The 20,309-nt window shown below is 62.0% G+C and carries 27 protein-coding genes, 2 pseudogenes and 1 riboswitch; of the genes and pseudogenes, 14 read left to right on the forward strand and 15 right to left on the reverse strand.

Annotation, left to right across the window (positions count from 1 at the left end; genetic code table 11):
- Positions 1 to 3 precede the first annotated feature (3 nt).
- From I8N66_RS26850 to I8N66_RS26875, 6 genes are all read right to left on the reverse strand, one after another.
- Positions 4 to 528 carry a hypothetical protein gene (locus I8N66_RS26850; protein WP_291160342.1) on the reverse strand — a complete coding sequence of 175 codons (525 nt, stop codon included), beginning with the start codon at positions 526 to 528 and terminating at the stop codon, positions 4 to 6.
- Between the two features lie 394 nt (positions 529 to 922).
- Complete coding sequence (locus tag I8N66_RS26855; RefSeq protein ID WP_113540543.1) at positions 923 to 1,162, reverse strand: hypothetical protein; 240 nt, start codon at positions 1,160 to 1,162, stop codon at positions 923 to 925.
- A 382-nt stretch (positions 1,163 to 1,544) separates the two neighbouring features.
- Positions 1,545 to 2,048: a hypothetical protein gene (locus I8N66_RS26860; RefSeq protein ID WP_162768938.1), complete on the reverse strand. Its 504-nt coding sequence runs from the start codon at positions 2,046 to 2,048 to the stop codon at positions 1,545 to 1,547.
- 263 nt (positions 2,049 to 2,311) lie between these two features.
- Positions 2,312 to 3,016: a hypothetical protein gene (locus tag I8N66_RS26865; protein WP_113540541.1), complete on the reverse strand. Its 705-nt coding sequence runs from the start codon at positions 3,014 to 3,016 to the stop codon at positions 2,312 to 2,314.
- A gap of 104 nt (positions 3,017 to 3,120) precedes the next feature.
- The gene (locus I8N66_RS26870; protein ID WP_291160347.1) at positions 3,121 to 3,612 is read right to left on the reverse strand and encodes a hypothetical protein; all 492 of its coding nucleotides are present in this window, start codon (positions 3,610 to 3,612) and stop codon (positions 3,121 to 3,123) included.
- Positions 3,613 to 3,759: 147 nt separating this feature from the next.
- Entirely contained in the window at positions 3,760 to 3,996 is a 237-nt protein-coding gene (locus I8N66_RS26875; protein WP_291160350.1) for a hypothetical protein, read from the reverse strand.
- Positions 3,997 to 4,264: 268 nt separating this feature from the next.
- On the opposite strand from I8N66_RS26875, the gene I8N66_RS26880 reads away from it, so the two are divergent.
- Positions 4,265 to 4,672: a hypothetical protein gene (locus tag I8N66_RS26880; RefSeq protein ID WP_291160353.1), complete on the forward strand. Its 408-nt coding sequence runs from the start codon at positions 4,265 to 4,267 to the stop codon at positions 4,670 to 4,672.
- A gap of 176 nt (positions 4,673 to 4,848) precedes the next feature.
- Positions 4,849 to 5,145 (forward strand): hypothetical protein, encoded by a 297-nt coding sequence (locus I8N66_RS26885; RefSeq protein ID WP_291160356.1) that lies wholly within the window; start codon positions 4,849 to 4,851, stop codon positions 5,143 to 5,145.
- A 15-nt stretch (positions 5,146 to 5,160) separates the two neighbouring features.
- Here the strand turns inward: I8N66_RS26885 and I8N66_RS26890 are convergent, their stop codons facing one another.
- From I8N66_RS26890 to I8N66_RS26905, 4 genes and pseudogenes are all read right to left on the reverse strand, one after another.
- The gene (locus I8N66_RS26890) at positions 5,161 to 5,475 is read right to left on the reverse strand and encodes a hypothetical protein (protein ID WP_291160360.1); all 315 of its coding nucleotides are present in this window, start codon (positions 5,473 to 5,475) and stop codon (positions 5,161 to 5,163) included.
- 365 nt (positions 5,476 to 5,840) lie between these two features.
- Positions 5,841 to 6,353: pseudogene (locus I8N66_RS26895) on the reverse strand (phage portal protein); the annotation flags it as partial.
- Positions 6,354 to 7,352 (reverse strand): annotated as a pseudogene (locus tag I8N66_RS26900) (terminase family protein); the annotation flags it as partial.
- Positions 7,237 to 7,626 (reverse strand): hypothetical protein, encoded by a 390-nt coding sequence (locus I8N66_RS26905; protein ID WP_291160363.1) that lies wholly within the window; start codon positions 7,624 to 7,626, stop codon positions 7,237 to 7,239. The pseudogene I8N66_RS26900 and the gene I8N66_RS26905, both read right to left, overlap by 116 nt.
- A 418-nt stretch (positions 7,627 to 8,044) precedes the next feature.
- Between I8N66_RS26905 and I8N66_RS26910 the strand changes: the two genes are divergently transcribed.
- The 4 genes from I8N66_RS26910 to I8N66_RS26925 all read left to right on the forward strand — a co-directional run bounded on the left by I8N66_RS26910 (position 8,045) and on the right by I8N66_RS26925 (position 10,231).
- Positions 8,045 to 8,413, forward strand: coding sequence for a tetratricopeptide repeat protein (locus tag I8N66_RS26910; RefSeq protein WP_291160366.1), 369 nt, complete (start codon positions 8,045 to 8,047; stop codon positions 8,411 to 8,413).
- Between the two features lie 401 nt (positions 8,414 to 8,814).
- Complete coding sequence (locus I8N66_RS26915) at positions 8,815 to 8,982, forward strand: hypothetical protein (RefSeq protein WP_291160369.1); 168 nt, start codon at positions 8,815 to 8,817, stop codon at positions 8,980 to 8,982.
- Between the two features lie 174 nt (positions 8,983 to 9,156).
- Positions 9,157 to 9,288 carry a hypothetical protein gene (locus tag I8N66_RS26920; RefSeq protein ID WP_255571009.1) on the forward strand — a complete coding sequence of 44 codons (132 nt, stop codon included), beginning with the start codon at positions 9,157 to 9,159 and terminating at the stop codon, positions 9,286 to 9,288.
- A 640-nt stretch (positions 9,289 to 9,928) separates the two neighbouring features.
- Positions 9,929 to 10,231, forward strand: a complete 303-nt coding sequence (locus tag I8N66_RS26925) for a hypothetical protein (protein WP_291160378.1) — start codon at positions 9,929 to 9,931, stop codon at positions 10,229 to 10,231.
- Positions 10,232 to 10,373: 142 nt separating this feature from the next.
- Here the strand turns inward: I8N66_RS26925 and I8N66_RS26930 are convergent, their stop codons facing one another.
- Positions 10,374 to 10,907 carry a BA14K family protein gene (locus I8N66_RS26930; protein ID WP_223727716.1) on the reverse strand — a complete coding sequence of 178 codons (534 nt, stop codon included), beginning with the start codon at positions 10,905 to 10,907 and terminating at the stop codon, positions 10,374 to 10,376.
- A gap of 125 nt (positions 10,908 to 11,032) precedes the next feature.
- Positions 11,033 to 12,097, reverse strand: coding sequence for a D-alanine--D-alanine ligase family protein (locus tag I8N66_RS26935; protein ID WP_291160381.1), 1,065 nt, complete (start codon positions 12,095 to 12,097; stop codon positions 11,033 to 11,035).
- Between the two features lie 171 nt (positions 12,098 to 12,268).
- On the opposite strand from I8N66_RS26935, the gene I8N66_RS26940 reads away from it, so the two are divergent.
- The 4 genes from I8N66_RS26940 to I8N66_RS26955 all read left to right on the forward strand — a co-directional run bounded on the left by I8N66_RS26940 (position 12,269) and on the right by I8N66_RS26955 (position 15,144).
- A complete protein-coding gene (locus I8N66_RS26940; RefSeq protein ID WP_113540534.1) occupies positions 12,269 to 12,850 on the forward strand; it encodes a dienelactone hydrolase family protein in 582 nt (193 codons plus the stop codon).
- Positions 12,851 to 12,882: 32 nt separating this feature from the next.
- Positions 12,883 to 13,401 carry an alpha/beta fold hydrolase gene (locus I8N66_RS26945; RefSeq protein ID WP_291160383.1) on the forward strand — a complete coding sequence of 173 codons (519 nt, stop codon included), beginning with the start codon at positions 12,883 to 12,885 and terminating at the stop codon, positions 13,399 to 13,401.
- A 177-nt stretch (positions 13,402 to 13,578) separates the two neighbouring features.
- Positions 13,579 to 14,529, forward strand: a complete 951-nt coding sequence (locus I8N66_RS26950; protein ID WP_291160386.1) for a hypothetical protein — start codon at positions 13,579 to 13,581, stop codon at positions 14,527 to 14,529.
- A gap of 228 nt (positions 14,530 to 14,757) precedes the next feature.
- Positions 14,758 to 15,144, forward strand: coding sequence for a DUF4440 domain-containing protein (locus I8N66_RS26955; protein ID WP_291160389.1), 387 nt, complete (start codon positions 14,758 to 14,760; stop codon positions 15,142 to 15,144).
- Positions 15,145 to 15,162: 18 nt separating this feature from the next.
- Here the strand turns inward: I8N66_RS26955 and crcB are convergent, their stop codons facing one another.
- The gene (gene crcB, locus I8N66_RS26960; protein ID WP_113540531.1) at positions 15,163 to 15,537 is read right to left on the reverse strand and encodes a fluoride efflux transporter CrcB; all 375 of its coding nucleotides are present in this window, start codon (positions 15,535 to 15,537) and stop codon (positions 15,163 to 15,165) included.
- A gap of 29 nt (positions 15,538 to 15,566) precedes the next feature.
- Positions 15,567 to 15,628: riboswitch (Fluoride riboswitch) on the reverse strand.
- 335 nt (positions 15,629 to 15,963) lie between these two features.
- Here crcB and I8N66_RS26965 point away from each other — a divergent pair.
- Together I8N66_RS26965 and I8N66_RS26970 are read left to right on the forward strand one after the other, a co-directional pair.
- Positions 15,964 to 16,245: a hypothetical protein gene (locus I8N66_RS26965; RefSeq protein ID WP_291160392.1), complete on the forward strand. Its 282-nt coding sequence runs from the start codon at positions 15,964 to 15,966 to the stop codon at positions 16,243 to 16,245.
- 282 nt (positions 16,246 to 16,527) lie between these two features.
- The gene (locus I8N66_RS26970) at positions 16,528 to 16,998 is read left to right on the forward strand and encodes a nucleoside deaminase (protein WP_113540530.1); all 471 of its coding nucleotides are present in this window, start codon (positions 16,528 to 16,530) and stop codon (positions 16,996 to 16,998) included.
- A gap of 176 nt (positions 16,999 to 17,174) precedes the next feature.
- Here the strand turns inward: I8N66_RS26970 and I8N66_RS26975 are convergent, their stop codons facing one another.
- Positions 17,175 to 18,149, reverse strand: coding sequence for an alpha/beta hydrolase (locus tag I8N66_RS26975; protein WP_291160395.1), 975 nt, complete (start codon positions 18,147 to 18,149; stop codon positions 17,175 to 17,177).
- A 187-nt stretch (positions 18,150 to 18,336) separates the two neighbouring features.
- Between I8N66_RS26975 and I8N66_RS26980 the strand changes: the two genes are divergently transcribed.
- Together I8N66_RS26980 and I8N66_RS26985 are read left to right on the forward strand one after the other, a co-directional pair.
- Positions 18,337 to 19,248, forward strand: a complete 912-nt coding sequence (locus I8N66_RS26980; RefSeq protein ID WP_291160397.1) for a LysR family transcriptional regulator — start codon at positions 18,337 to 18,339, stop codon at positions 19,246 to 19,248.
- Between the two features lie 111 nt (positions 19,249 to 19,359).
- Positions 19,360 to 19,515 (forward strand): hypothetical protein, encoded by a 156-nt coding sequence (locus tag I8N66_RS26985; protein WP_291160400.1) that lies wholly within the window; start codon positions 19,360 to 19,362, stop codon positions 19,513 to 19,515.
- On the opposite strand, the gene I8N66_RS26990 is transcribed toward I8N66_RS26985, so the two are convergent.
- Entirely contained in the window at positions 19,508 to 19,843 is a 336-nt protein-coding gene (locus I8N66_RS26990) for a hypothetical protein (RefSeq protein ID WP_291160403.1), read from the reverse strand. The two genes, I8N66_RS26985 and I8N66_RS26990, sit on opposite strands and share 8 nt — an antisense overlap.
- Positions 19,844 to 20,309: the final 466 nt, after the last annotated feature.

Below are 20,309 nucleotides of genomic sequence, written 5' to 3' on the forward strand. Positions count from 1 at the left end.
TCATCAGCTCGCAATCTCAAACCTGAGCACGTCCGGTCTTTTGGGGGCAACTCCACCTTCGTAGAAGGTCAACCGGCGTACGTAGGTGCCAGCATTGTTGTAAAGCTGCAGGCTCAAATGGCTTGCCGCGTTGTCATGGTAAAGTAGACCGCGGTTGACGCCTGAAAGCGATTGATACCATAGATGGCGGTTCCCATTACTCCGAACCAGCACGTCACCGCCACCAGCGAAAATATCCCCGTTGGAGACGAGGTCTGCCGCGGTTACCGTTCCGCTAAAAGTCGCTCCTGAGAGATTAGCCTTTGAGGTCAGGGCGGCTGCCATATTCGCGCCATAAGCACTCATCCCCCCTGAGAAGACGATGTTCCCGTCGGTCTGATAAGTCGATGTGCCGACAACAATGTTACCAGAAAAAGCCTTACCCGACATCGTGGCGGGCACGATCGCGCCGGCCGCCGTGCGCACGTCGTCGCGGAACCAGACGTCGTAAACGAGACGAACAGGTACGGGCTTCTTTGCTTCGGACATAAAAATCTCCATGAAAAAAGACGGCTCCGGAGAGCCGTCTTGGCAAAAATTGCTCTTTTGAAAGGGGATCGGACGCCCACCAAACATCCGAATCCGGCGTCAGGTGTCATTGCGGCGGCGCCCTTGGCGGGATCCCGAGACCGGTGGGTGCGTGGGGCGGTGGCGGCCATAGGCTCACCTTGGCGGAAGGCCCGCTTGCATCGGTTCGGTCGCCCATCTTCTGCGGGGCATGATGCTGCTGCGGAGGAACGTGCCTATGAGTGCCGCATCAGACGTCGCAAAGCGTGCGCCCGTCGCGGCCGACGCCTGCTCCAGACTCCCGCAACGTCGGTATGCCATTCGACGCCGGCGGAGCCCAGCCAACGTCGCGCTGCCGCCCGCATGCGGATTTTGCCTAGAGCGGCAACAGCAGGTATCTGACGAAAACCACCGCGAGCAGCGCCACGGCAAACCTTCCGATCGCCCGTGGCATCGCCGACAGTCTGGGTGACATCTTCAAGGCTCGTTCGAAAAGGGAGAGAAACAGGTAGGCAAATGCCGCAAATATCAACGCTTCTTTCAGATGGTACATATCCCAGTCCCAAGAGAGGATCTGCCCAACGCCATCGCCGGCAAGATCCGGATCGTTTTTCAACGCAGGCCGCTCAGGTCGCCGTTGAAACCGCCTCGCCCGACGGCTCTGCCGGTTTCCTTGATAACACCAGGCCCGTAGCCTCCTGCGTAGTATCCGCCGGCCGTGCCTGCCACCGATGCAGCACCGCTTCCAAGCAGAGCCCCGACAGCCGAGCCAAGCAGCGAGCCAAAGTCACTCCAGCCGATATCGTGTGATCCATCCCGATTGGATTTCTCGACGACCCTCGTGCGGAGTACTTCGGCGGCACTATCTCTGCTTCGCGGTTCCGAGGCAATATTGCCGCCGCGCTGGTCGTTCGCCATCAACGGGCGAAAACCCTCGGTTGGCAGCACGCCGTTTTACGGGCCAAAGCGGCCAGGACCAGGGTCCGTCTGGGAAGGCATCAAGCGGCTGCGAGCAATGTCGTTGAGGGGCGTGCCGGCAGATCGGTGACGGAACGTCCCTTCGGCGCCCCGCGGCGCTCCGTCCCGGGCGATCGTTTGCTCCGCAACAAGGGGCTTTCGTCGAAATAGTCGATTGCCTCGCGCAGCGATTGAATTCTCTCGGGCAGGCCCTGTCCGCCGAACGTCTTGTCTCGTTGTGTCACATCAAACCTCAATTGCATCATTGTTGTTAGGCGCGGCTCGTGCCGAATAGGACGAGCAAACGCTGGCAGGTCCGCAGCGCCGGTCAAGGTCGTTGGACTTGCCACCGATGGATCGCCGCGGAAGCCCGGGCCGGGCTCGGCGGAGAGTCGTCGACGATTACCGTCGCGCTCAGTCATGGCGCTCGTATAGGCACGAGCATGCGCCTTTCTGGCATCGTTCAGGCCTCGCACACTTTCAGCGGCCGGGCCGATGGCGGCATCCTTTAAGCGCAGCAAAGAAGGACTTCGCCAGAAGCTCACCCGGTGTTGCTCAGCAATGGCACGCGCACGGGGCAGTTCGGCGTCCCTCGAGGGAGCCGCGTCGTGCCTGCAGCACCTTCAAGAACTCCGGCTTGCAGGTGATCATGGCGCCGAGCAGCCTATCCGCTGCAAAAGCCGAAGGGGTAAAGATGCCTGCGGCAACAACGGCCACGGTCGCCAAACTGATCTGAGCAAGTCTCCATTCTCCGCCTAAGAGAACGCAATGATCATCGCATGCCTCGACGATCGTTGATGGGATCTTCCTATCGCCCAAAATCCGAGAAGGTCTTTATCACCGACGCGACGAAGAGATCGAACTTATCGGAGTGTCTCGTAGTGATGTCTCGAGACAGGAACAGATCGTAAATCGAAGGCAAGTCCTCGACACCGGAAGCCCCGACAACACGGCAACCGAGCCGTGTTCCAGGGAAATCAGCGGCGTCGGACGCCGATATCGTGAACGCGCCTGCACGTGGGTTTGCCGCAAGCGCGTCGCTGCGGGCTGTTTCCAGTCCGCGCTCGACCTCGTCAGGCTGTTCCGACGCATAAAACCCCCACGCGTAGTCGCTCTTTCCCGGCACGGCCTGTTGCGCGTAACCGGTGAGGTGAAATCCATAAGCCTCGACGGGCTTGGCGAACGGAACAACGGAAATCCGCGGATCGCTCGAGTCGAGAAGGTTGTATGGGTGAGCCACGATATGCGCCCTATTGAAAACAGGCTTCTCCTCGTCGAGGGTCTTGAAGAATTGGGCGTCGCAAGCGAACAATGCAGCCAACACCTTCTCGGCGCTCTCCGGCGGCATCGCACATTGCGGCGCTACATCACCGCTCCTTTCGCAAATCCCGCCGCGGCTCATGTCTTCAAACGAATACGGATCGAAGATCGCGAGGACCAGCCCAACCAACACCACGAACAGCCCGAAGAGAGCGACAACGGTGTAGAGCAATGCCTTTAGCCACTTATTCATACCGCATCCTCACTTGCAGCGCGTAACGAGTTACCAGCCAGTAGAACATTTCATGAACGAACGCAAGGTTGAAATCCAGCGTTTCATACAGCTTATGCGGTGCGTTATTCACGCCATGATTTCATCATCTGCTTGAGCGTGCCGCGGCCGGGAATAAGCCCACTCCAGAACCCCTCTTCAGGCAGAGGAGGTTTTGACTGCCAGCCATCGGCATTTGCCTGCATCCGCTGCAGATCCCGCTTTTCGTGCAGCGCCTCCAGAGGCGGCAGATTGTGCGGGGGTGGGCCCGACCAGGACGGGCGCTCGGAAGCCTCCGAATAGGTTTTGAGGCGCGGGTCCGGCACGGTATCGCTGATCGAGCGGATCAGGTCACCGTTGCGTCGGGCATAATCGACAAGCTCCAGGACTTCTGGCTCGCCGAGATCGTGTGCCTCGGCGTAGCGTCCTATCTGGCGGCCGACATCGTTGTTCCACTCGTCTCGCAGATGATCCTTGGTGTTGTCCTCGCCATTCCACTGGTCGGAAAGCCAGGTTTCCCACTCCCTGCCCGTGCCAAGTCCGCTTGCCAAGGCCGTGGTATGATTGCGATCGATCATGGCGCTGGTGTAAGCGTGCGCATTTGCTCCCGCCAAAAGGCAGGTTGGCACTATCGTTCGTCATGGCGTGACCTTTTTAGATAAGTGAGGCATTCACACGCGGCGTTTACCGCTCGGATGGAATGCCCTGGTGAAAGCGCTTGCCCGTCAGGCGGGTGCGCCCTTGCCGTCAGCCCTGGCTTGTTCCGTCAGGAACTTGAGCTTGCTGCGGAAATTTCGGATGGCGCGGGCTTCGGCCGCATAGGCCGCCCGGCCGGTATCATCAGTGAGGCCGGCATGGATGCAGCCATTGATCGCCGCCCATTCCAGCTCGTTCATCAGCGTGTCGAAGAAAGGCACGTCGAGAATGGCGCGCGCAGCCGCTGCCCGTTCCTCTGGTTTCATGCTGTTGACCTCAGTTGAAGAGCGATCGCTTTCGACCGAAAAATCGTGTCGAACGCTGCCTTGATTCTGCTTTTGTTCCGCGCTACCGCTGTGCGTACCGGAGCAATCTGCCACCCTAGGTCACATCGCAATTATCAAACGAACATGACTGCCCAGCCATTTCAGCATCAAAGGCCTTGGTCCGGATCGCCCATTCCGGCGCAAGGCCTGAGCGGAGCGGATGGCCGGCACCAGTCACAGACGTGCGCGTTTGTCGAACGAGGAACCCATGAGAAGACTATCGAGTTTGGCATTGTTAGGCCTGCTTCTCGCCGCCGCGGTTTCGCCCGCATCGGCGGCCGGCCAGTTCGGCGAGCCACGCTACCTCGTCAAGGTCTTCCTGCTCAAGGCCGACAAGACCTTCGATCACGCGACGAACTGGTGCGGCAATGAAAGCGTCTGCACCCTCACGGTCGGCGATTACGAGGTCGGCTTGGGTTTCTTCATGAGCGGCAAAAGCTATCGCTTGCGTGTTGCATCCTGGGATGGCGACAAGCCCTGTTGCTATTTCGCGAACGGAAGCGACGAGGTCTCCGTGGCAAGCTTCCGCCCGCACGGCGTAGTGCTCTACTACAAGACAGACGCCGGTCGCCTGAAACTCGGCACACTCTACATCGCGCTCGAAGGGTTCGAATAGCGGGAGGCTGGCGGCTCGTGGAGGAAGCAGATCGTATGCGGCTTGATTCTGCTTTTGTTCCGCGTTACCAATGAGCGAAAGCACGATAGCGACCGCCACTTTACCGCGCACCGCTGTTTTGTTTGCCGCCGCCCTAATCGCGGCGACATCGGTTTGACATCCTGGGGATTTGGAGCATGAAGAAAGTCGGAGTTGCCCTGGACGCCATCGCTGGGATCGTCCTCGACATTCTCGATATCATCGTCGTCGGCTTTCTCCTGCATCGTGTGGCGCGCGTCCTCGTGCCGTTCCTCAGCTTCGGCAGGATAAAGGTCGAAGACCTCTATGCCGCCGGCACCGGTTTCAACTGGTTGGGACTGAAGCGCCAGGAAAACGGCAGCTATCTGCTCAGCTCGGGTATGGGCACACTCCTTGCCGCTCTCTTCTGGGTCCTCTGCCTGATCGCTTACCTTGCCCTCACCCGAGGGTTTTAGCGAAGAGCGTGTCGCTCACATGCCGTAAAACGGAGGTCGATTGCGGCGTTCGCGATCAATTCGCCCCGGGGCATTATTGCGCTCATACTCCTGCCGGCTAATTCCATACACCTGCTTGACGTCATCTTCCTTCGACAGAAGCTGTTGATGCGACGGCAGTACCTTTGGATCATCAGTCGCTTCACGGAGCGTCATGCGCCCGGGATAGTCCTGCAGTGAGTTCATGTTGCGAGCCGAACTTGAATTTCCCAAACCCTTGGGCGCGGGCGCCTTGGCCCTGCCCGTTCGACCAACGGGAAGTTTGGAGACCCCCTTGAAGGCTTTCGCCATGGGAACCATTCCGATGACACCTTCAACTGCACCCAGGTAGTCGCCGTGTATGGCATCATCGAGGGCTTCTTCTGCCCCTAGCAATTGGCCACCGAGCGGGACCACATCGATGGGAGCCCACTTGCTTTCTCCGAGTCCGGATGAACCGACCAGATCCTCGACAAACTGTCCCCACGGAGATGTCGCCCTTGCGTCACCCCGCAATGTTTGCGCGATCCGCTGGCGGGTCGTCAGATTGAGACTGCGCAGCTCGCTCGGCGGTCGGGACGCTCCGAGATTGCTGCGGTCCTCCCAATCTATAACCTCACGAGGGGGCCTGACCAATTCGCGCACGTCAAATGGTTGTGCGGCAAGGCGGGCCGACGATAGCCGACGGCGCCGCGCACATCGACGCCCTGGCCAACGCGGATCGGCTGGCCGAACTTCGGGTTCAGAACCGATTCCGGGTTCTGGATCACCCCTTCCTGGACGATCGGCTGCTGGTTGTTCTGCCAGTAGAGATTGTCGAGCGTCTGGCGCAGAAGCACCGTCTTCACCCGCTGGATCTCCGCCATGTCGTCGGTGATCGCGTTGCCCTCGCGCTGGTGCGGCCGCCGCTCGGTGATGAGGTCAGCAAAGGGCACCTCGTCCCATTCCGTATCCTCAAGCAGATTGTCGGCCCCGGTGCCCCCGGCAAAGACCAGACGGCGCAACTCGGCAATGCCGTCATCATCAGCATCCACCTTCACATAGAGCTCGTAGTAGTCGACCTCCTGCAGCGCCTTCGCCGTCTCCTCGCCATCGCCGAAGATGCCACGCCGGCGGGCAAATTCCTCGTCCTCGCCATCCGCATTGCCGGCGATAGCAAAGCCTTCGACGAGATCACGGTCATAGCCCATGACGTAGAAGACGTCCGCGTCCCGGTCCCAGGCGCAAAGCGCTGCGGCAAAGGGATGGTCCCAGCCGAAATCGAGCCCGCCGATCTGCACCCAGTGTCTGGGTATCTCGAATGGCTCGACCCGGATCTGTTCTTCCGTCACCGGAAAAATCCGGCCGGAACCGAGCGTCGGCACGCCCCTGGTGCGCGCTTCCTTCTCGTGCGCCGGATAGCTCGCGATGATCTTGGCGCGCTCCTCGGGCGAATAGTGCTCGGCATCGTCGATCGTCATCGTCACCACGGTCCGGTCGTCTGAAGGTTCCAGCAGATAGCGGCTGACGACCGCGCTCATGCCCTTGAGCGGCGTAAAGGTCACGGCAATCGATCCACCCGTCGCATTGGTGCGGGTGATGCCCTCGAAGTAGACGTCCTCCGGCGGCTCCTCGTCGAACCAGACATAGTCCACCGTGTTGGCCTGCCACTTCGCCCGCCCCTGCTCGTAGGCTTTGAGAAGCAGCGTCGAGGTGCCACCGCTCGCGTGGCGCACCGTCACGCTGTCGAGCGCGCCCGAGGCACTGGAACGCCGCGTCCAGCCGGCAATCGCCGCTTTCGGCAGATAGCCCGTGCCCCAGTCCTCCTCGCTCATTGGCGGGCCGACGAGCAACCGCTGCACGCCATCGCGTGTCAGCTCGTGCGATTCCGAGCCGCCGATCATCGTGATCGACCGGTCGAACCGTCGGCCCGCCCACCAAGAGGGATAGTCTCCCGTCAGGTGCATGGCCGCTTCAGCGGCCCCTGCCAGCGTCTTGCCGAGCTGGTTGCCGGCCATGAACAGCCGCTCGCGAAAGCGCGCGCCCGCCGCGTGGAATTCGGTCTGCTTTGCATAGGGCTGGTAATAGAAGAGCCTATTCGTGTTCTGCCGCCGCCCGATCTCCATCGCCAGCTCCATCCGCTCCCTGAGAAGCGAGGAAAGGCTTGATGGCCTGATCGAGCTTGCGGATCCGCTCGAGAAGTTGTTCATCCGTCATCTCGCCGATCTGGTTTGGATTGAGGGTCACGTCCTTCGGCATCAGCGCCGCGATCGTCTTCAGGAAATCATTCGGGTTCTTCTCGATCAGCGCATGGATCGCAGCCGCCCCTCGGCTCTCCCAGGCCGAAAGCATGTCTTCGAGAAAGAGTTCGCCGAGCTTGGTGCGCACCGCCTTGCGCGTGCGCGCCCGGGGCACTGCCCCACCGCCTCCGGAGCGCGGCAGAAAGCGCCCGGTCTTCGGGTCCTTGGCAGGTTTGCTTGTCATGGGTTTTGCTCCAGGCAGGCGCCGCGGCCCGTCGCGGCAGCCGCGGCATTGGCGAGTTCGCCTTCGGCCCTGCGGTCCGTCACCGCGCCTTTGCTCGAACGGCTCAGCGCAGTTGCCAATCGTCAAGCGCCGTCCGCCGTCGCCGCCAAGGGCGCGCGAAGCGTGACAGCCGGTCACAGAAAATTGCGGATGTCACGCCTGATGTCACGCTTGCGAACTTGACTTCAGGTTGTATTCGTTCATCAATACTTCGCGTCGGCTCGCCCTGCCTCGGGCCTCCCCGGCGGAAGTGCAGCACCTATGCCGATGCTTCGCAGGCGTAAGCCAGCAAAGAGCCAAAGTAGTTCAAATTTTTGAATAGTTTGTCAGTCTAGCAGCCTCGCGGCGGGAACCATGCAATGAATGCAACAGGTGCCAGATGATCCGCAGCACGTTCAGCAAGTTGAAGACCATTTTCACCCCGCGGCCTTCGGCAAGGAATATCTCGCCCAGGTTGCTTGAACTGGCCACCTCGGGAAACGTCGACGCCCAGGCAAAACTGGCTGAAATCTACTTCAACGACGGCGGCGAGGAACACTACGCCGCCTCGCTTCACTGGAACCGGCAGGCCGCCCGACAGGGCCATCCCGCCGCGCAGGCTCGTCTCGTCACGATCTATCAAAGAGGCCTTGGCGTCGAACGCGACCTGAAAGAGGCCTCGCGCTGGCTGCGCAACATCGGGCAACCGCGCTCGCGCAGCGAGTCCGTCCGCGCCGTTACCGGCAAGATCGTCAAACAGGAAGCATAACGAGCGACAGCCGGTCGCTATCCCCTTGCCCGGCTTCCGCTAGGGCGCTGCAAGAACCACGCCACCGCGTCAGGTCGAACGCCTCAAGCCGCACCCGGAATCAAAAAGGCCGCTTCAATGACGAAACGGCCAGCCTGTAATATCCTTAGCCCGCTTCCCGTCACTTGGCAAGCCCTCCCGCCTAAATTTGTTTCCGTTTTGTTCGTTTTTTCGCAAGCCGCATCCCCGCTCCTCTCTGGCGTTACCGGCAACTCAGCCGTCGTTTGGTGATATAATTGCGCCCGGAGCGCTGGCGCCTGGCGTCCTACACGGCAATGGATCGTCGGGCAGGCCATAGCGCCGGTGTCCGGTTCGATGGTGAAGCGGGCGAAGGCCCGCTCCCTCGATGACGGGAGGATTCCATGACCCCACGATATCTGATTGTCGCTGTCATCGCGGCGCTTGTCGCGCTTGCCGGCTGCACCACCGACCAGGCCAGCCGCAATACTGCCCCTGCCCCAAGCCCGGGCATGCAAGGCGGCGGGAGCATGGGCGGCGGGAGCATGGGTGGCGGGAGCTCCGGCTATTAGGCACCGCGCGTTTAGGCGCGAGTAGCGTCATCCTTCGCACGTCGCCCCGCATCGGCCATTTCGGATTGAACCTCTGGCGCCGAAGTGCGTTGAGTAACCATGACGCGCATTCTCGGTGCCACGCCATTTGTTTGCGCGCATTCTGTGTTAAGCTTCCCTTGGGAGGAAAATGCCATGGAGAATTTCTTCGCACTCGCCGCCATCGTCGTCGGCTCCGCCATCCTGGGGCTCGCGCTTGCCTACGGAATGCGTCGCAAGGACGCGCACCGTCCGCCCGATCATGACGACGCCCGGTTGAAATTCTAGGGCACAGCTTCTTCCGCAATAGGGCTTTCGGCGCGGCCATCCGCGCACGGCGTTCCATGCTGCTCGCACGGAACCGTCCGCGATGCGGCGGAGCTTCTTTGCAATCCCCGCGAGAAAATTTCAGACGCCGCCTGGCCTCGCTCTCGCAACGACTCCGATGAAATTTCGCCTGCTTGTCGCTGGCCCCGCCGCCGCACTTCCATTTCCTGCCTCAGCCGAACTCTCCCCCGACAAACCAGACGTGGGCGAGACAGGTCAGGGCGCTTTTCATGAACAACCTGCCGTCTCCCAAAGAAGACAAGCCCGGGGAATGGCGGGTTGTCGTGGCCATGTCCGCAGGTCGTCGATACATCAGTCGTCGGGATTTGCGCCAGCAGACGCGGCCGCCATGCCGATGCTGCGAAAAACGACGAAACTGCCGGTCTTTACGCCTGGCATGAATGACGCCGAACGCATGCTCAGGATGCCCGTCGTGTTCCCGGGCAAGGAACCGGGCAAGGTGGGTCGCCAGCCTCGCCGCCTGCGAACCGGCAAAGTCCCCACGTCGGCCCGCGCTCGCCCACCCTGTGCCCGGCCCGCCGGAACCTTTCCCGCCCCCTCGCCTTACTCCCTGGACACGAGCAAACAAGGAGATGCGAGGATGAGCAAGGCGAACCCGAAATCGCGCGATCCCAGCCAGACACCGGACGATCGGTCGCAACCCGTCGAACCGAACGTCGTGCCCATCGGCAGGATCCCGCCCTTGCCGGCCGATCAGGTGCCCGAGGGCGATGACCTGCCGCCCGGCGACCAGGGCCGCGTGCCGCCGATTCCGAGTCGCGATGAGGCCAATGTGAACCCGGACGATGCCCTGCCGGAAGACAGCGAGGAGAGGATCCTCGACGACGATCCGGGACGCGAAAAGACCCGCTTCGACGAGGAGCTTCCGAAAAGCAGCCGCTAGCGCGTTCTACGAAAAGCGGAAACCGGTGCCCGGTCCGGTGTCGCGCGACGTCAAAGGTCCGGACCACGCCAGTCGCCGACATGAAAAGGCCCACCGGTCACACCGACCGACGGGCCTTTCTCTCTTCAAGGTTTCGCCTCTATCAATAGGGCGAGTAGCACTGCTGGCGCGGGCCGCCATAGGGCTGATAGCTGTTGTCGTAGGCGCGGTAGGAGCGGTAGCGCGAATAGCACCAGTCGACGTGGCTCTGGCTCACGCCCGGTTCATAGCGGCGCGCCGGCGGAGCGGCAATCGCGCCGCCGATCACGACCCCTGCGCCAAAGGCCGCCAGCGGGTACCACCAGCCGTCATTGTGGCGCCGATAGCCGTAGCGCTCATAGCGATAGCCGCGGTAGCCATTATAGTAGCCCCCGTTCCAGCCCGGCCGATAGCCGCCGTTCCATCCCGGCCGGTAGCCCGGACGATAGCCGGGGCGGTAGGGCCGATACCCACCACCATGCCAGCGCTGACGATATCCGCCATGACCCCAGCCGTGGCCGTTGCCATGCCTGTCACGCACGAGCTCCACGTCGCTCTTCTGCACCCGCTCGATGGCGACTGCCGGTACGGCATTCGCCGGCGTGATGCCCGAAAGAGCCGTAACCGCCGCCAAAACGACGATGCCAATCTTCTTCATTCCATCTCACCTGTCCGTTTGGAAACAGGCGCCAGTTTCGCGGAATGACGTGAACCTGCAATGAATGCGATATGCCTAATGTTAAATACAACCAAAAGCAGCGTAGACGACAGGGTTTCCACGGCCTACCCGCGCAGCGTCAGCGCATGCGCGATTAGCGTTTCCACGGCCGCGCCATAGGAAATGCCGTCCGCCGCAAGCGCCTTGGCATACATGCTGATATTGGTGAAGCCGGGAATGGTGTTGATCTCGTTGATGACCAGGCTTCCGTCCGGCCGCAGGAAGAAATCGACACGCGCCATGCCGGCGCAGGTAAGCGCCCGGAAGGCCCGCTCGGCCATCTCCTGCGCGTGCGCGCCCACCTCCTCGGCAAGCTCCGCCGGCACCTTCACGATCGCGCCGCCGGCGTCCACATATTTGGCGTCGTAGCTGTAGAAACCGTGGCTCTCCGCGGGGATGATCTCGCCCGGCCGCGATACGGTGAGCCTGCCCTTGGCGTCTTCCAGCACCGAGCATTCGATCTCACGCGCCTGCACGAACTCTTCGATCAGCACCTTGTCGTCGTGGCGAAACGCCTCTTCCAGCGCCGCCGCAAGCCGCTCGAGGCTGTCGACACGGCTGACGCCGACGGAAGAGCCCTGCCGTGCGGGTTTGACGAAGACGGGCAGCCCCAAGGTCTCCAGGATGATTTCGGAGGAATAGGCGTCGTCCTGATGCAGCGCGATGGCGCGCGCGACCGGCAGCCCCTCGGCCGCAAGCAGGCGCTTGGCGAGCACCTTGTCCATTGCCGCCGCCGAAGCTGCAACGCCGCAGCCGACATAGGCGACATCGGCCGTCTCGGCATAGCCCTGCACCGTTCCGTCCTCGCCATAGGGCCCGTGCAGCACGGGAAAGATCAGGTCGACCGCGGGCAACAGCCCTTGCGTTCCATCTTCGGCGATGGTGACCGCCCGCCCCTTGCCGCCCGGGATCAGCGCCACCTGCGTTCCCACCGCCGGAATGTCACGCGGCAGCTCACCGTCTTCAAGCGCGAGCAACAGCCAGCGCCCATCCCTGGCGATGCCGATCGGCACGATCTCGTAGCGGCTGCGATCGAGCGCGGCGACGACGTTGCGCGCCGACATCAGCGAAACCTCATGCTCCGCCGAACGGCCACCAAACAACACGGCAATGCGCAACTTCTCCGTCATGACGGCTTCCTCCAGAATCGTGGCCAATGCTGATCCGCAAGGAAGCGGCCGAAGATGGCAACAAGACGTCAAGGAAATGTGCTATCGCTGCGACAGGAAAATTTTCTCAGCCGACGCTCTACGTTCGGGCGGCCAAGACCGCGAGAACGGATCCGAAGGAGACCCCCGCCCATGGCCGAAGTCCTGCTCTTCCACCACGCCCAGGGGTTGACCCCGGGCCTCCACGCTTTCGCCGATGAACTGCGTGCCGCCGGCCACACGGTTCACCTTCCCGATCTTTTCGAGGGACGCACCTTCACGAGCATCGAAGAAGGCCTCGCCTATATCGGCGCTGTCGGCTTCGACGAGATGCGCGAGCGCGGCGTTCGCATCGCCGACGTGCTTCCCGAAGATCTCGTCTATGCCGGCTTCTCCTTTGGCGTCCTGCCGGCGCAGAAACTTGCGCAGACCCGGCCCGGTGCCCGCGGTGCCCTCTTCTTTCATTCCTGCATCCCGATCAGCGGCCAGTGGTCTTTCGGCCCTTGGCCGCAGGGCGTTCCGGTGCAGGTGCATGGCATGGACAACGACCCGATCTTCGTCGGCGAAGGCGATGTCGACGCGGCACGCGAACTCGTCGAAAAGGGCGACGATGCCGCACTCTTCCTCTACCCCGGCGACCAGCATTATTTCGCCGACAGCTCGCTGCCGTCCTATGACGCGGAGGCGACCGCCCTGCTCACCGGACGCGTACTCGCCTTCCTTGATCGCGTCTGACGCGCCGCGGGCGTCGGAACCTTACCGCAGCCTTGGCCAACGCCCACAGAACCGGGCTGGGTCCGCAATGGGCGGCAACGGAGGCATTCTGGACCACACCAACCCCGGAAAACGAGGCCGCGGCAACCGCGCACCTGACCTTCGAGGTCACGCTTTACCAATACGTCGCGGGCGTCCCGGCCGAGGTGGCGGCGCGCATCCCGGCTGAAAGCTGGGAGGAGGACTGGCGGGTGATGTACCAGCCGGGACGAATGGACACCCAGCGCGCCCTCATCAGGGACTATGGCAACCACGTCGCCCGCTTCGATACCATCGCCTATTATCTTGCCCGCTGGCAGCCGCCCGCGCTCCTGCTCTGGGGCCGGCATGATGCGTTCTTCGATAGCGCCGAAGTTCTCTCCTGGATCGAGGCCCTGCCACGCATGGAGGCCCACATCTTCGACGCCGGCCACTTTCTGCTCGAGACCCACGCCGCGGAAGCGGCATCGCTGATCGTCGAATTTATCCGAAACACCGAAAGCAGAGCGAAGCGCGGAGATCGACAAAGCTGAGCGAAGAAAAGGACAACCCACCCGAACATCCGCCAACAGGCCCAACGTCACAGAATTGCAAGCCACTGGAAATCAGACATAAACTCGAATTACTATAGCAAACGAAGACATCCGGAGAACAATGTCCCGGATATTCTCGTTATTTTAATACGAATATCGAATTATTTCGGAGTTTCTGTGCTCATCTACTCGGACGAAAACCTTGAGGTCATCCATCGCCCTGGCGCCTCGCCTTACCTTCTCATCACCTTCAACGAGATGGAAATCCAGGCAAACGGCAGCCGCTACTGGGGCCAGCGTTTTTGCGAGAAGGCGGATATCGCCGCCCTCGGCTTCATCAGCCGCCGTCCCAACTGGTTTCCGGCAGCAAGCGTGGTCAAGGCGGTCGAAGCCGCAGCGCCGATCCTGAAGGCCGCGCCGGAGCGCATCCTCTACGGCCATTCGCAGGGCGGCTATGCAGCACTTCGCTACCGCCGGCGTTTCAACGCCACCGCGGCCATCGCGTTTTGCCCGCAGGTCTCGATCAACCCCAAGGCCGTTCCCTACGACAATCGATTTCTCCGGCATTTCTCACCCGAGCTGCATGCCAATATGGGCATTGCCCCGGATCACGCCGCCGGCCGCGCCTTCATCTTCTACGATCCCTTCCACGCGATCGACCGCCGGCATGCGGAGCGCATCGCGAACTTGCAGGCGGAAACGCATCTCACCCCCGTGCAGATGACCGGCCACGGCACCGTCAGAGTGTTTACCGGCACCGAGCGCGCGCTGTCATTGATCGATGCCTGCCGCGCCAACGACCTTCTCGCCCTGCGCGCACTTGCCCGCTCGGCCCGGATCGACGCACCGATGCGGCCCTATCAGAACGCCGTCGCAGCCATGGCCCGCCACCCCGCCTGGGCCGATCGCCTGCACACCCGCTTCGGTGATCGTTTCGCGCCGACGGAAAAGGTCAATTTCCTCTACCACCGTGCCAACCGCCACATCAGAGATGGGAACCTCGTCACAGCGCGCGACATGCTCACGAATGCGCTGGCGCTGCTGCCCGGCGACCCCGCCCTCAAACATCGCCTGAGGGACCTCGACGCCCGCATCGCTCGCGAAGAAAAACTGGCGGCCGCTTCCTGAAGCGGCCAGAGCGATCGGGAGTTGCGAGCAGCCCCGTGAGGAAAATGGGCATGGACCGCGGGTGCCCTTCCCTCCACTTGGGAAAAGGTGGCCGACGGGTCGAATGAGCGGCAACCCTTCTGGTCTCACCGCAATATCACCGGACCGAGGTCACAGATCGACCTCCGGCCGCCAAATGGCGTATTCCTTCCACCGCACGGCGAAACCGGCCTATGGATTGGACAAGCAATGACCACACCTCTGCCCCATCTGACCGAAATCCGCGCGCTCGAAGAGGCGCTCCACCGTCCCGAAATCCGCCGTTCGCGGGCGGCGGTCGAGGCGCTGCTGGCCGAAGGCTTCGTGGAGTTCGGGGCATCAGGCACTGTCTATCACCGCGCGGAAATCATCGAGCTCCTGCTTCAGGAGGACGAAGCGGACGACGGCAAGCTGCAGACGGATGATTACCGCCTGACGGCGATTGCGTCCGACGCGGTGCTGCTGACCTATAGAACGCATCGGGTCGAAAGCGACGGTTCGGAGCGGCATGTACTGCGAAGCTCCATCTGGAAGCGTACCGGCGCGAAATGGCAGATGTTGTTCCATCAGGGAACCGTGACAGCACCCGCCCGGTAGTGTCGGCTCACAGCCCCGTTACACGAAACGCCGCACCAGGGTCAGCGTCAGCATCAGCGCCGAGAAGGAGACGACAAGGCTCGCCAGCAGGTAGGCGACCGATGCGGTCGGCTGGCCGCGTTCCCACAGTGACACCACGTCGAGCGAGAAGGTGGAAAATGTGGTGAAGCCGCCGATGAGACCGGTCGTCAGGAACAGCCGCGCATCATGGGCTGAGGGGTCGAGCGCGGCAAACAGCCCGGCGATCAGCCCCATCAGCGCCGAGCCGACGATGTTGATCGCAAGCGTGCCAAAGGGAAACTGGGCGCCGAGCATCCGCACGGCGAGAATCCCTACGCCATGGCGCAAAACGCCGCCGATACCGGAGCCGAGAAAAACAAGAAGAAACCGCATTCAAGCCTCCTGCGCGCTCCAGGGAGCGATCGTCAGCAGGCGTCATCAGCATCAGTGCGGTTGTGAGGGAGACACCATTCCCGTAACTGAGATATAGGTCGAAAGCGCGCCCCGATCAACAGGCCCGACTTTTGGCCGGTTCGTTTGCGACGCGCCAGCACCTCTCCAGCTCCAGTCGACGAACCTCCAATCCGGCACACCAGCACCTCGCGAAAATTGCTCGCCGGCGCCATCGCCGCAGCACGAATTGCCGCCCTCCGGCCCTTCTCTTGCCCCTTCTCGATGCAGACATGCCGTGCGTTCCGGCAAAAGCTCGAAACGTGATCAACATGGATGCGACAGAATACGTCCTTGCCGGTGTCCTCATGAAGCGCCTTCTGTCCGGCAGCGAGACCAATGACCAGTTCTGCCTCTTCCAAAGTGTGAGTGGCGGCGACACCGATCCACGACCACGACCACGACCACGACCACGACCACGAAGGCAACGATGAGACCGCCTATAAGCGCAAGAGCCCGATGACCGCCGTGATCGACGGGACTGCGCGCCGGCTGACCGCGGACCAAAGCATCTGTCTCAAACGCGGCGTGCCCCACCCGTTCCTGAACGTCAGCCGCCGCCCTACTCGTCACATCCTCATCGGCACCCCAGCCATGTTCGACCGGTCGTCAAGGAAGCTGGCCGGGAGCGCCCGCGGAGTAAAGCAGTGAGAACGCCGCCCCCTGAAGAGCTCGATCGCTTGCGCAGAGCGACGCCGAAACTCGGCATCCCCCTGCTCTCCGCCTTTCCGGCCAAGGATTGATCCACGGCCCGCCGCCGGTGTCTGTGCCTGTGTCTGGCAGGAGGTCGGGCATGCGGCTACTTCGCCAGACGGGCAGGATCAGAGGACGCCGCGCCGCCCTGATATCGGCCGCTCGAATTTCAAGCTATGATCGCCCGAATGGAGCCAGTTCCAGGCGCAGTCGTCGACGACCTTTCAGGAGCAACCGACCATGACCCGCGATCAGATGCTCGCCCACCTTCGTGCCGCCGATGAGGTCGCGCGGGAGGCAGCCGTGCATGGCCACCATCCCTTCGGCGCAGTCCTGGTCGGCCCCGACGATCGCATCCTGATGCGCCAGGGCAATCTGGACACCGTACGTCACGCCGAGACGGAGCTTGCCCGGCGGGCCGCGGCCGCCTATCCGGCAAAGTTCCTCTGGAGCTGCACGCTGGTTTCGACCGGCGAGCCCTGTGCCATGTGCACGGGTACGCTCTATTGGGCAAATATCGGCCGCCTGGTTTATGGCTACGAAGAGGAAAAGCTGCTGGCCGAAACCGGCGACCATCCCGACAACCCGACCATGAACCTTTCCTCGCGCACGGTCCTTGCCTCCGGCCAGAAGCCGATCGAGGTCGTTGGTCCCTTCCCCGAGATCGAGGACGAGCTCCTCAGCCCCCACCGCACCTTCTGGCGGCGGTGACGCGGCCCGCCCGACAGCGGAACGTGCGACCATATCCGAGAACGCCGGAGCGACTCCGCTGGCATTTTCCAGAACAGCCGCACCGGCGTTCGCCTTACTGCAGGTTTCCTTTGATCGTAAAAATTCAAAGTGCTACAGCGCTGCCCGTCTGACAAGACGCGCAGCGCCGTAGGGCGTCAGTTCATGTACCTGGCCAGATAGGACAGCACCTTCTCGGGGTGGCGGCCAAACCAGTTGTAGCCGTCCTCGAAGCGCTTTGTCGTGCCCTCGATCCAGTAGAGTTCCTTGTCGTTGCTCGCGAGCGCGTCGAAGGTGCTCTCGGCGTCACCAGGGTTGTTGATGACGGCATCGTCGAGCACCTGCCACATGAAGACCGGCAGCTTGACGTTCGGAGCCCACAATCTGCCCGACATGTCAGCGGCAGCAAATCCGCCGAGCTTCAGAATCTCCAGATCGATCAGTTCCTGGTACTGCGCAATGCCCTGATAGCCCGAGAGCTTGGTGAAGACCGACGTCATGTTCGGGACCAGCGGGCTCAGCAGGCACTTGACGTTCTCGAACAGCTCGGGGCGTTTGGTGATTGCCGCATACTGCGAAACGCCGCCCAGGCACTGGCTGAACAGGGCAACGTCCATCTTGCCCAGGCGCGGATGGGCATCGACGAATTTCTTCACGCCGACGCAGTCACGCCATTCCCACTGGCCGACGCCGCAGACGCCGCCATTGGCAGCCCCGCTCTGCCCGTGATTGCGGAAGTCGTAGGTCAGCACGTTGTAGCCGGCGTCGGTCAGGTGCTTGTATTGGATGACGAAGTCGATCTCGACCGGCTCGATGAAGTTGCCCCACGGCGCGCCCATGTGGCCGGGATAGCCGGCGCGGCACATCGGCAGGGCGTGGTTGAAGATGACAAGCTTGTTGCTCTCGCCGCCCTTGGCCGGAATGTACCAGGCTTCGAGCGGCGTGCCGTCGTCGGACGGGATGGACAGGTCATGCCAGCCTTCCATGCCGTATGTGTCGGGGTTCTTGAAGATGAAGCTGCGCGGCATCTTGACCATGCCGGCGAGCGCCTTGACCTTGGCGTGATCGTCCGCGGAGATGGTCTTTTCCTGCTCCAGGGCCTTCTGCATTCTTTCCTTTGAAATTCCGGTCATGACGAGGCTCCTTTGCCTGTTCGAAGATGCCCGCAACCCGAGACCATGCCCTTTATGCCAGACTGGATCTCGGTGGGTATGGGCTGAATTCTACGTGGGGGAATGGATCGGATAAACCGCCTGGACATGACATCAGTGTTAAGTGATAACTGACAATATGCCGCTAGATCCGTCTCTGCTTCCCGCCATGGCGTGGTTCGTGCACGTCGCCCGCCGCCGCAGCTTCACCAAGGCCGCCTTGGAAATGGAGGTGACGCGTGCAACCGTGTCGCAGCACCTGAAATCCCTGGAGCGGCACTTGAACGTGCGGCTCATCAACCGCACTACGCGCGACATGTCGTTGACCGAGGAAGGCCAGCGTCTGTTCGACGTGCTTCAGCCCGCGTTTGCCGCGATCGAAGGTGCGGTCACGGACCTGGGCGAAGCCGGCACGGAGCCGTCGGGCACCATCCGCCTGTCCGTATCACGCGTCGCCGCACGCTCGTTGATCGAGCCGCATATGGCGGCGTTCCTGGCGCGCTACCCGAAGCTGCGGCTGGAACTGGTGACTGACGACGGCTTCTCCAACATCGTGGCCGAAGGGCTCGACGCCGGCATCCGGTTGGGTGAAAGCCTGGACGAGCACATGATTGCGGTGCCCATCACGCCACCGCTGGAGATGGCGATCGTCGGTGCGCCGCAGTATTTCGAACGCCATGGCGTCCCCGAGACGCCGCAGGAGCTGAAACACCACAACTGCCTGTCCTACCGCTTCACTTCAAGCGGCACCATCGACCGCTGGACGTTCCTTACCCCCGGCGAGGAAGCACGCACCGTGGTCTACGAGCCCCAGGGCAACGCCATCTTCAACGACGACGGGAGCATGTTGCAGGCGGCACTCGAGGGCCTCGGCCTGGTGCAGCACCTTGATCTCTGCGTTCGTCAGCATTTGCAGGACGGCTCTCTGGTGCGTGTCCTTCTCCCCTGGGCTCATCCCCGTCCCGCTTTCTATCTCTACGTGCCGTCGCGTGCCCAGATGCCCGCCAAGACCCGTGCGCTCGTCGACTTTCTTGTCGAACAGCGCAAAAAGCTCGTACGGCGAACCGCGCATTGCGCTTGACGATGGTTCCGTGCCGTTGCGCTGCTTTCCGCTTGGTGCGCCCCTTGGCCACCGGGCGACGAGGAGGAGAAGCTGCTTGCCGAAACCGGCGACCACCCAGAAAAGCCGACCATGAACCTTTCGTCCCGCACGGTTCTCACCTCCGGCCAGAAGCCGGTCGAGGTCTTCGGCCCCTTCCCCGAGATCGAGGACGAACTCATGAGCCCCCATCGGACGTTCTGGAGCGGTGAGAATGCCGGTGGCGGTTACATGGCAACGGTCAAATGATGAGCGGAACGCCCGGGCTGCGATCTGAGCGTGTTTCTCCGGCAATCAACAGATCAAGCATCCTATCGAAGTCTTCGGCGCGTTGGAGGTGCTGCCGAACGTCAGGAAGATACTCCGCCCGACTTCGTATGGCCCCGGCGGCAGAGCGGAGGCTGAGCGAAATCTGCTTTGACAGTGCGGCCTCACTTTGAAGCCCTGCGGCCTTTTGCCGAAGGTGATCTTTTAGAGCGTCAAACGCGGGAGCATCAAAGGCATCGGCCTTCAGAAGTCTGCCGACGGCTCGATCAGTCAGTTCTTCCAACACGACATCAAAGTGATTTTCCGACACGCCCGCTCCTCCGCCAACTTGCCGAGAAAGCAAGACACGCTTTCAACGCTCCGCGCAACGTGTTTGGGCATTGGACTGCACCCTGCCCAAACGCGAAGGCCACATACCACATCGTCCCAGGTGGAAGGGCAGCCAGATTTGAAAAGGACGCCGCCACCTTTGCTCATGACGGCGACGTCCAGATGATCGACAGCACGCCCGTTCGTGCCGATCAGGAGGCCGCAATCGCAAGAAGATGGATCGAGATCATTGTCTCGGTGGCCTGGCCTTGTCGCTCCTATCGCAAGCGCTCTGCGCCTCACCCCACCTCCTTCTCCCGCGACAGCCCGAGATGCCAGTGCAGTTCCTTCAGCCCGCGCTTCAGCCAGGCAAGCTGCGGCGCAGGCATGGTGCGCAACATCTCGTAGTCCATGATGCAGACATTGAAGACGGTGGTTTTCACCTGCGGCCCGTCCTGACGCTTCAA

The sequence above is a fragment of the Ensifer sp. SSB1 genome (assembly GCF_016652895.1).
GTDB lineage: Bacteria > Pseudomonadota > Alphaproteobacteria > Rhizobiales > Rhizobiaceae > Ensifer.

Excerpts from the sequence above, each read along its gene's own strand:
- I8N66_RS26940 (WP_113540534.1), top strand. The coding sequence starts at position 12,269 with ATGGCCGAAGTCCTGCTCTTCCACCACGCCCAGGGGTTGACCCCGGGC.
- I8N66_RS26930 (WP_223727716.1), bottom strand. The coding sequence starts at position 10,907 with ATGAAGAAGATTGGCATCGTCGTTTTGGCGGCGGTTACGGCTCTTTCG.
- I8N66_RS26910 (WP_291160366.1), top strand. The coding sequence starts at position 8,045 with ATGATCCGCAGCACGTTCAGCAAGTTGAAGACCATTTTCACCCCGCGG.
- I8N66_RS26875 (WP_291160350.1), bottom strand. The coding sequence starts at position 3,996 with ATGAAACCAGAGGAACGGGCAGCGGCTGCGCGCGCCATTCTCGACGTG.
- I8N66_RS26870 (WP_291160347.1), bottom strand. The coding sequence starts at position 3,612 with ATGATCGATCGCAATCATACCACGGCCTTGGCAAGCGGACTTGGCACG.
- I8N66_RS26955 (WP_291160389.1), top strand. The coding sequence starts at position 14,758 with ATGACCACACCTCTGCCCCATCTGACCGAAATCCGCGCGCTCGAAGAG.
- I8N66_RS26905 (WP_291160363.1), bottom strand. The coding sequence starts at position 7,626 with ATGACAAGCAAACCTGCCAAGGACCCGAAGACCGGGCGCTTTCTGCCG.
- I8N66_RS26890 (WP_291160360.1), bottom strand. The coding sequence starts at position 5,475 with ATGGCGAAAGCCTTCAAGGGGGTCTCCAAACTTCCCGTTGGTCGAACG.
- I8N66_RS26865 (WP_113540541.1), bottom strand. The coding sequence starts at position 3,016 with ATGAATAAGTGGCTAAAGGCATTGCTCTACACCGTTGTCGCTCTCTTC.
- I8N66_RS26970 (WP_113540530.1), top strand. The coding sequence starts at position 16,528 with ATGACCCGCGATCAGATGCTCGCCCACCTTCGTGCCGCCGATGAGGTC.
- I8N66_RS26975 (WP_291160395.1), bottom strand. The coding sequence starts at position 18,149 with ATGACCGGAATTTCAAAGGAAAGAATGCAGAAGGCCCTGGAGCAGGAA.
- I8N66_RS26885 (WP_291160356.1), top strand. The coding sequence starts at position 4,849 with ATGAAGAAAGTCGGAGTTGCCCTGGACGCCATCGCTGGGATCGTCCTC.
- I8N66_RS26920 (WP_255571009.1), top strand. The coding sequence starts at position 9,157 with ATGGAGAATTTCTTCGCACTCGCCGCCATCGTCGTCGGCTCCGCCATC.
- I8N66_RS26925 (WP_291160378.1), top strand. The coding sequence starts at position 9,929 with ATGAGCAAGGCGAACCCGAAATCGCGCGATCCCAGCCAGACACCGGAC.
- I8N66_RS26985 (WP_291160400.1), top strand. The coding sequence starts at position 19,360 with ATGAACCTTTCGTCCCGCACGGTTCTCACCTCCGGCCAGAAGCCGGTC.
- I8N66_RS26880 (WP_291160353.1), top strand. The coding sequence starts at position 4,265 with ATGAGAAGACTATCGAGTTTGGCATTGTTAGGCCTGCTTCTCGCCGCC.
- I8N66_RS26915 (WP_291160369.1), top strand. The coding sequence starts at position 8,815 with ATGACCCCACGATATCTGATTGTCGCTGTCATCGCGGCGCTTGTCGCG.
- I8N66_RS26980 (WP_291160397.1), top strand. The coding sequence starts at position 18,337 with ATGGCGTGGTTCGTGCACGTCGCCCGCCGCCGCAGCTTCACCAAGGCC.
- I8N66_RS26850 (WP_291160342.1), bottom strand. The coding sequence starts at position 528 with ATGTCCGAAGCAAAGAAGCCCGTACCTGTTCGTCTCGTTTACGACGTC.
- crcB (WP_113540531.1), bottom strand. The coding sequence starts at position 15,537 with ATGCGGTTTCTTCTTGTTTTTCTCGGCTCCGGTATCGGCGGCGTTTTG.
- I8N66_RS26935 (WP_291160381.1), bottom strand. The coding sequence starts at position 12,097 with ATGACGGAGAAGTTGCGCATTGCCGTGTTGTTTGGTGGCCGTTCGGCG.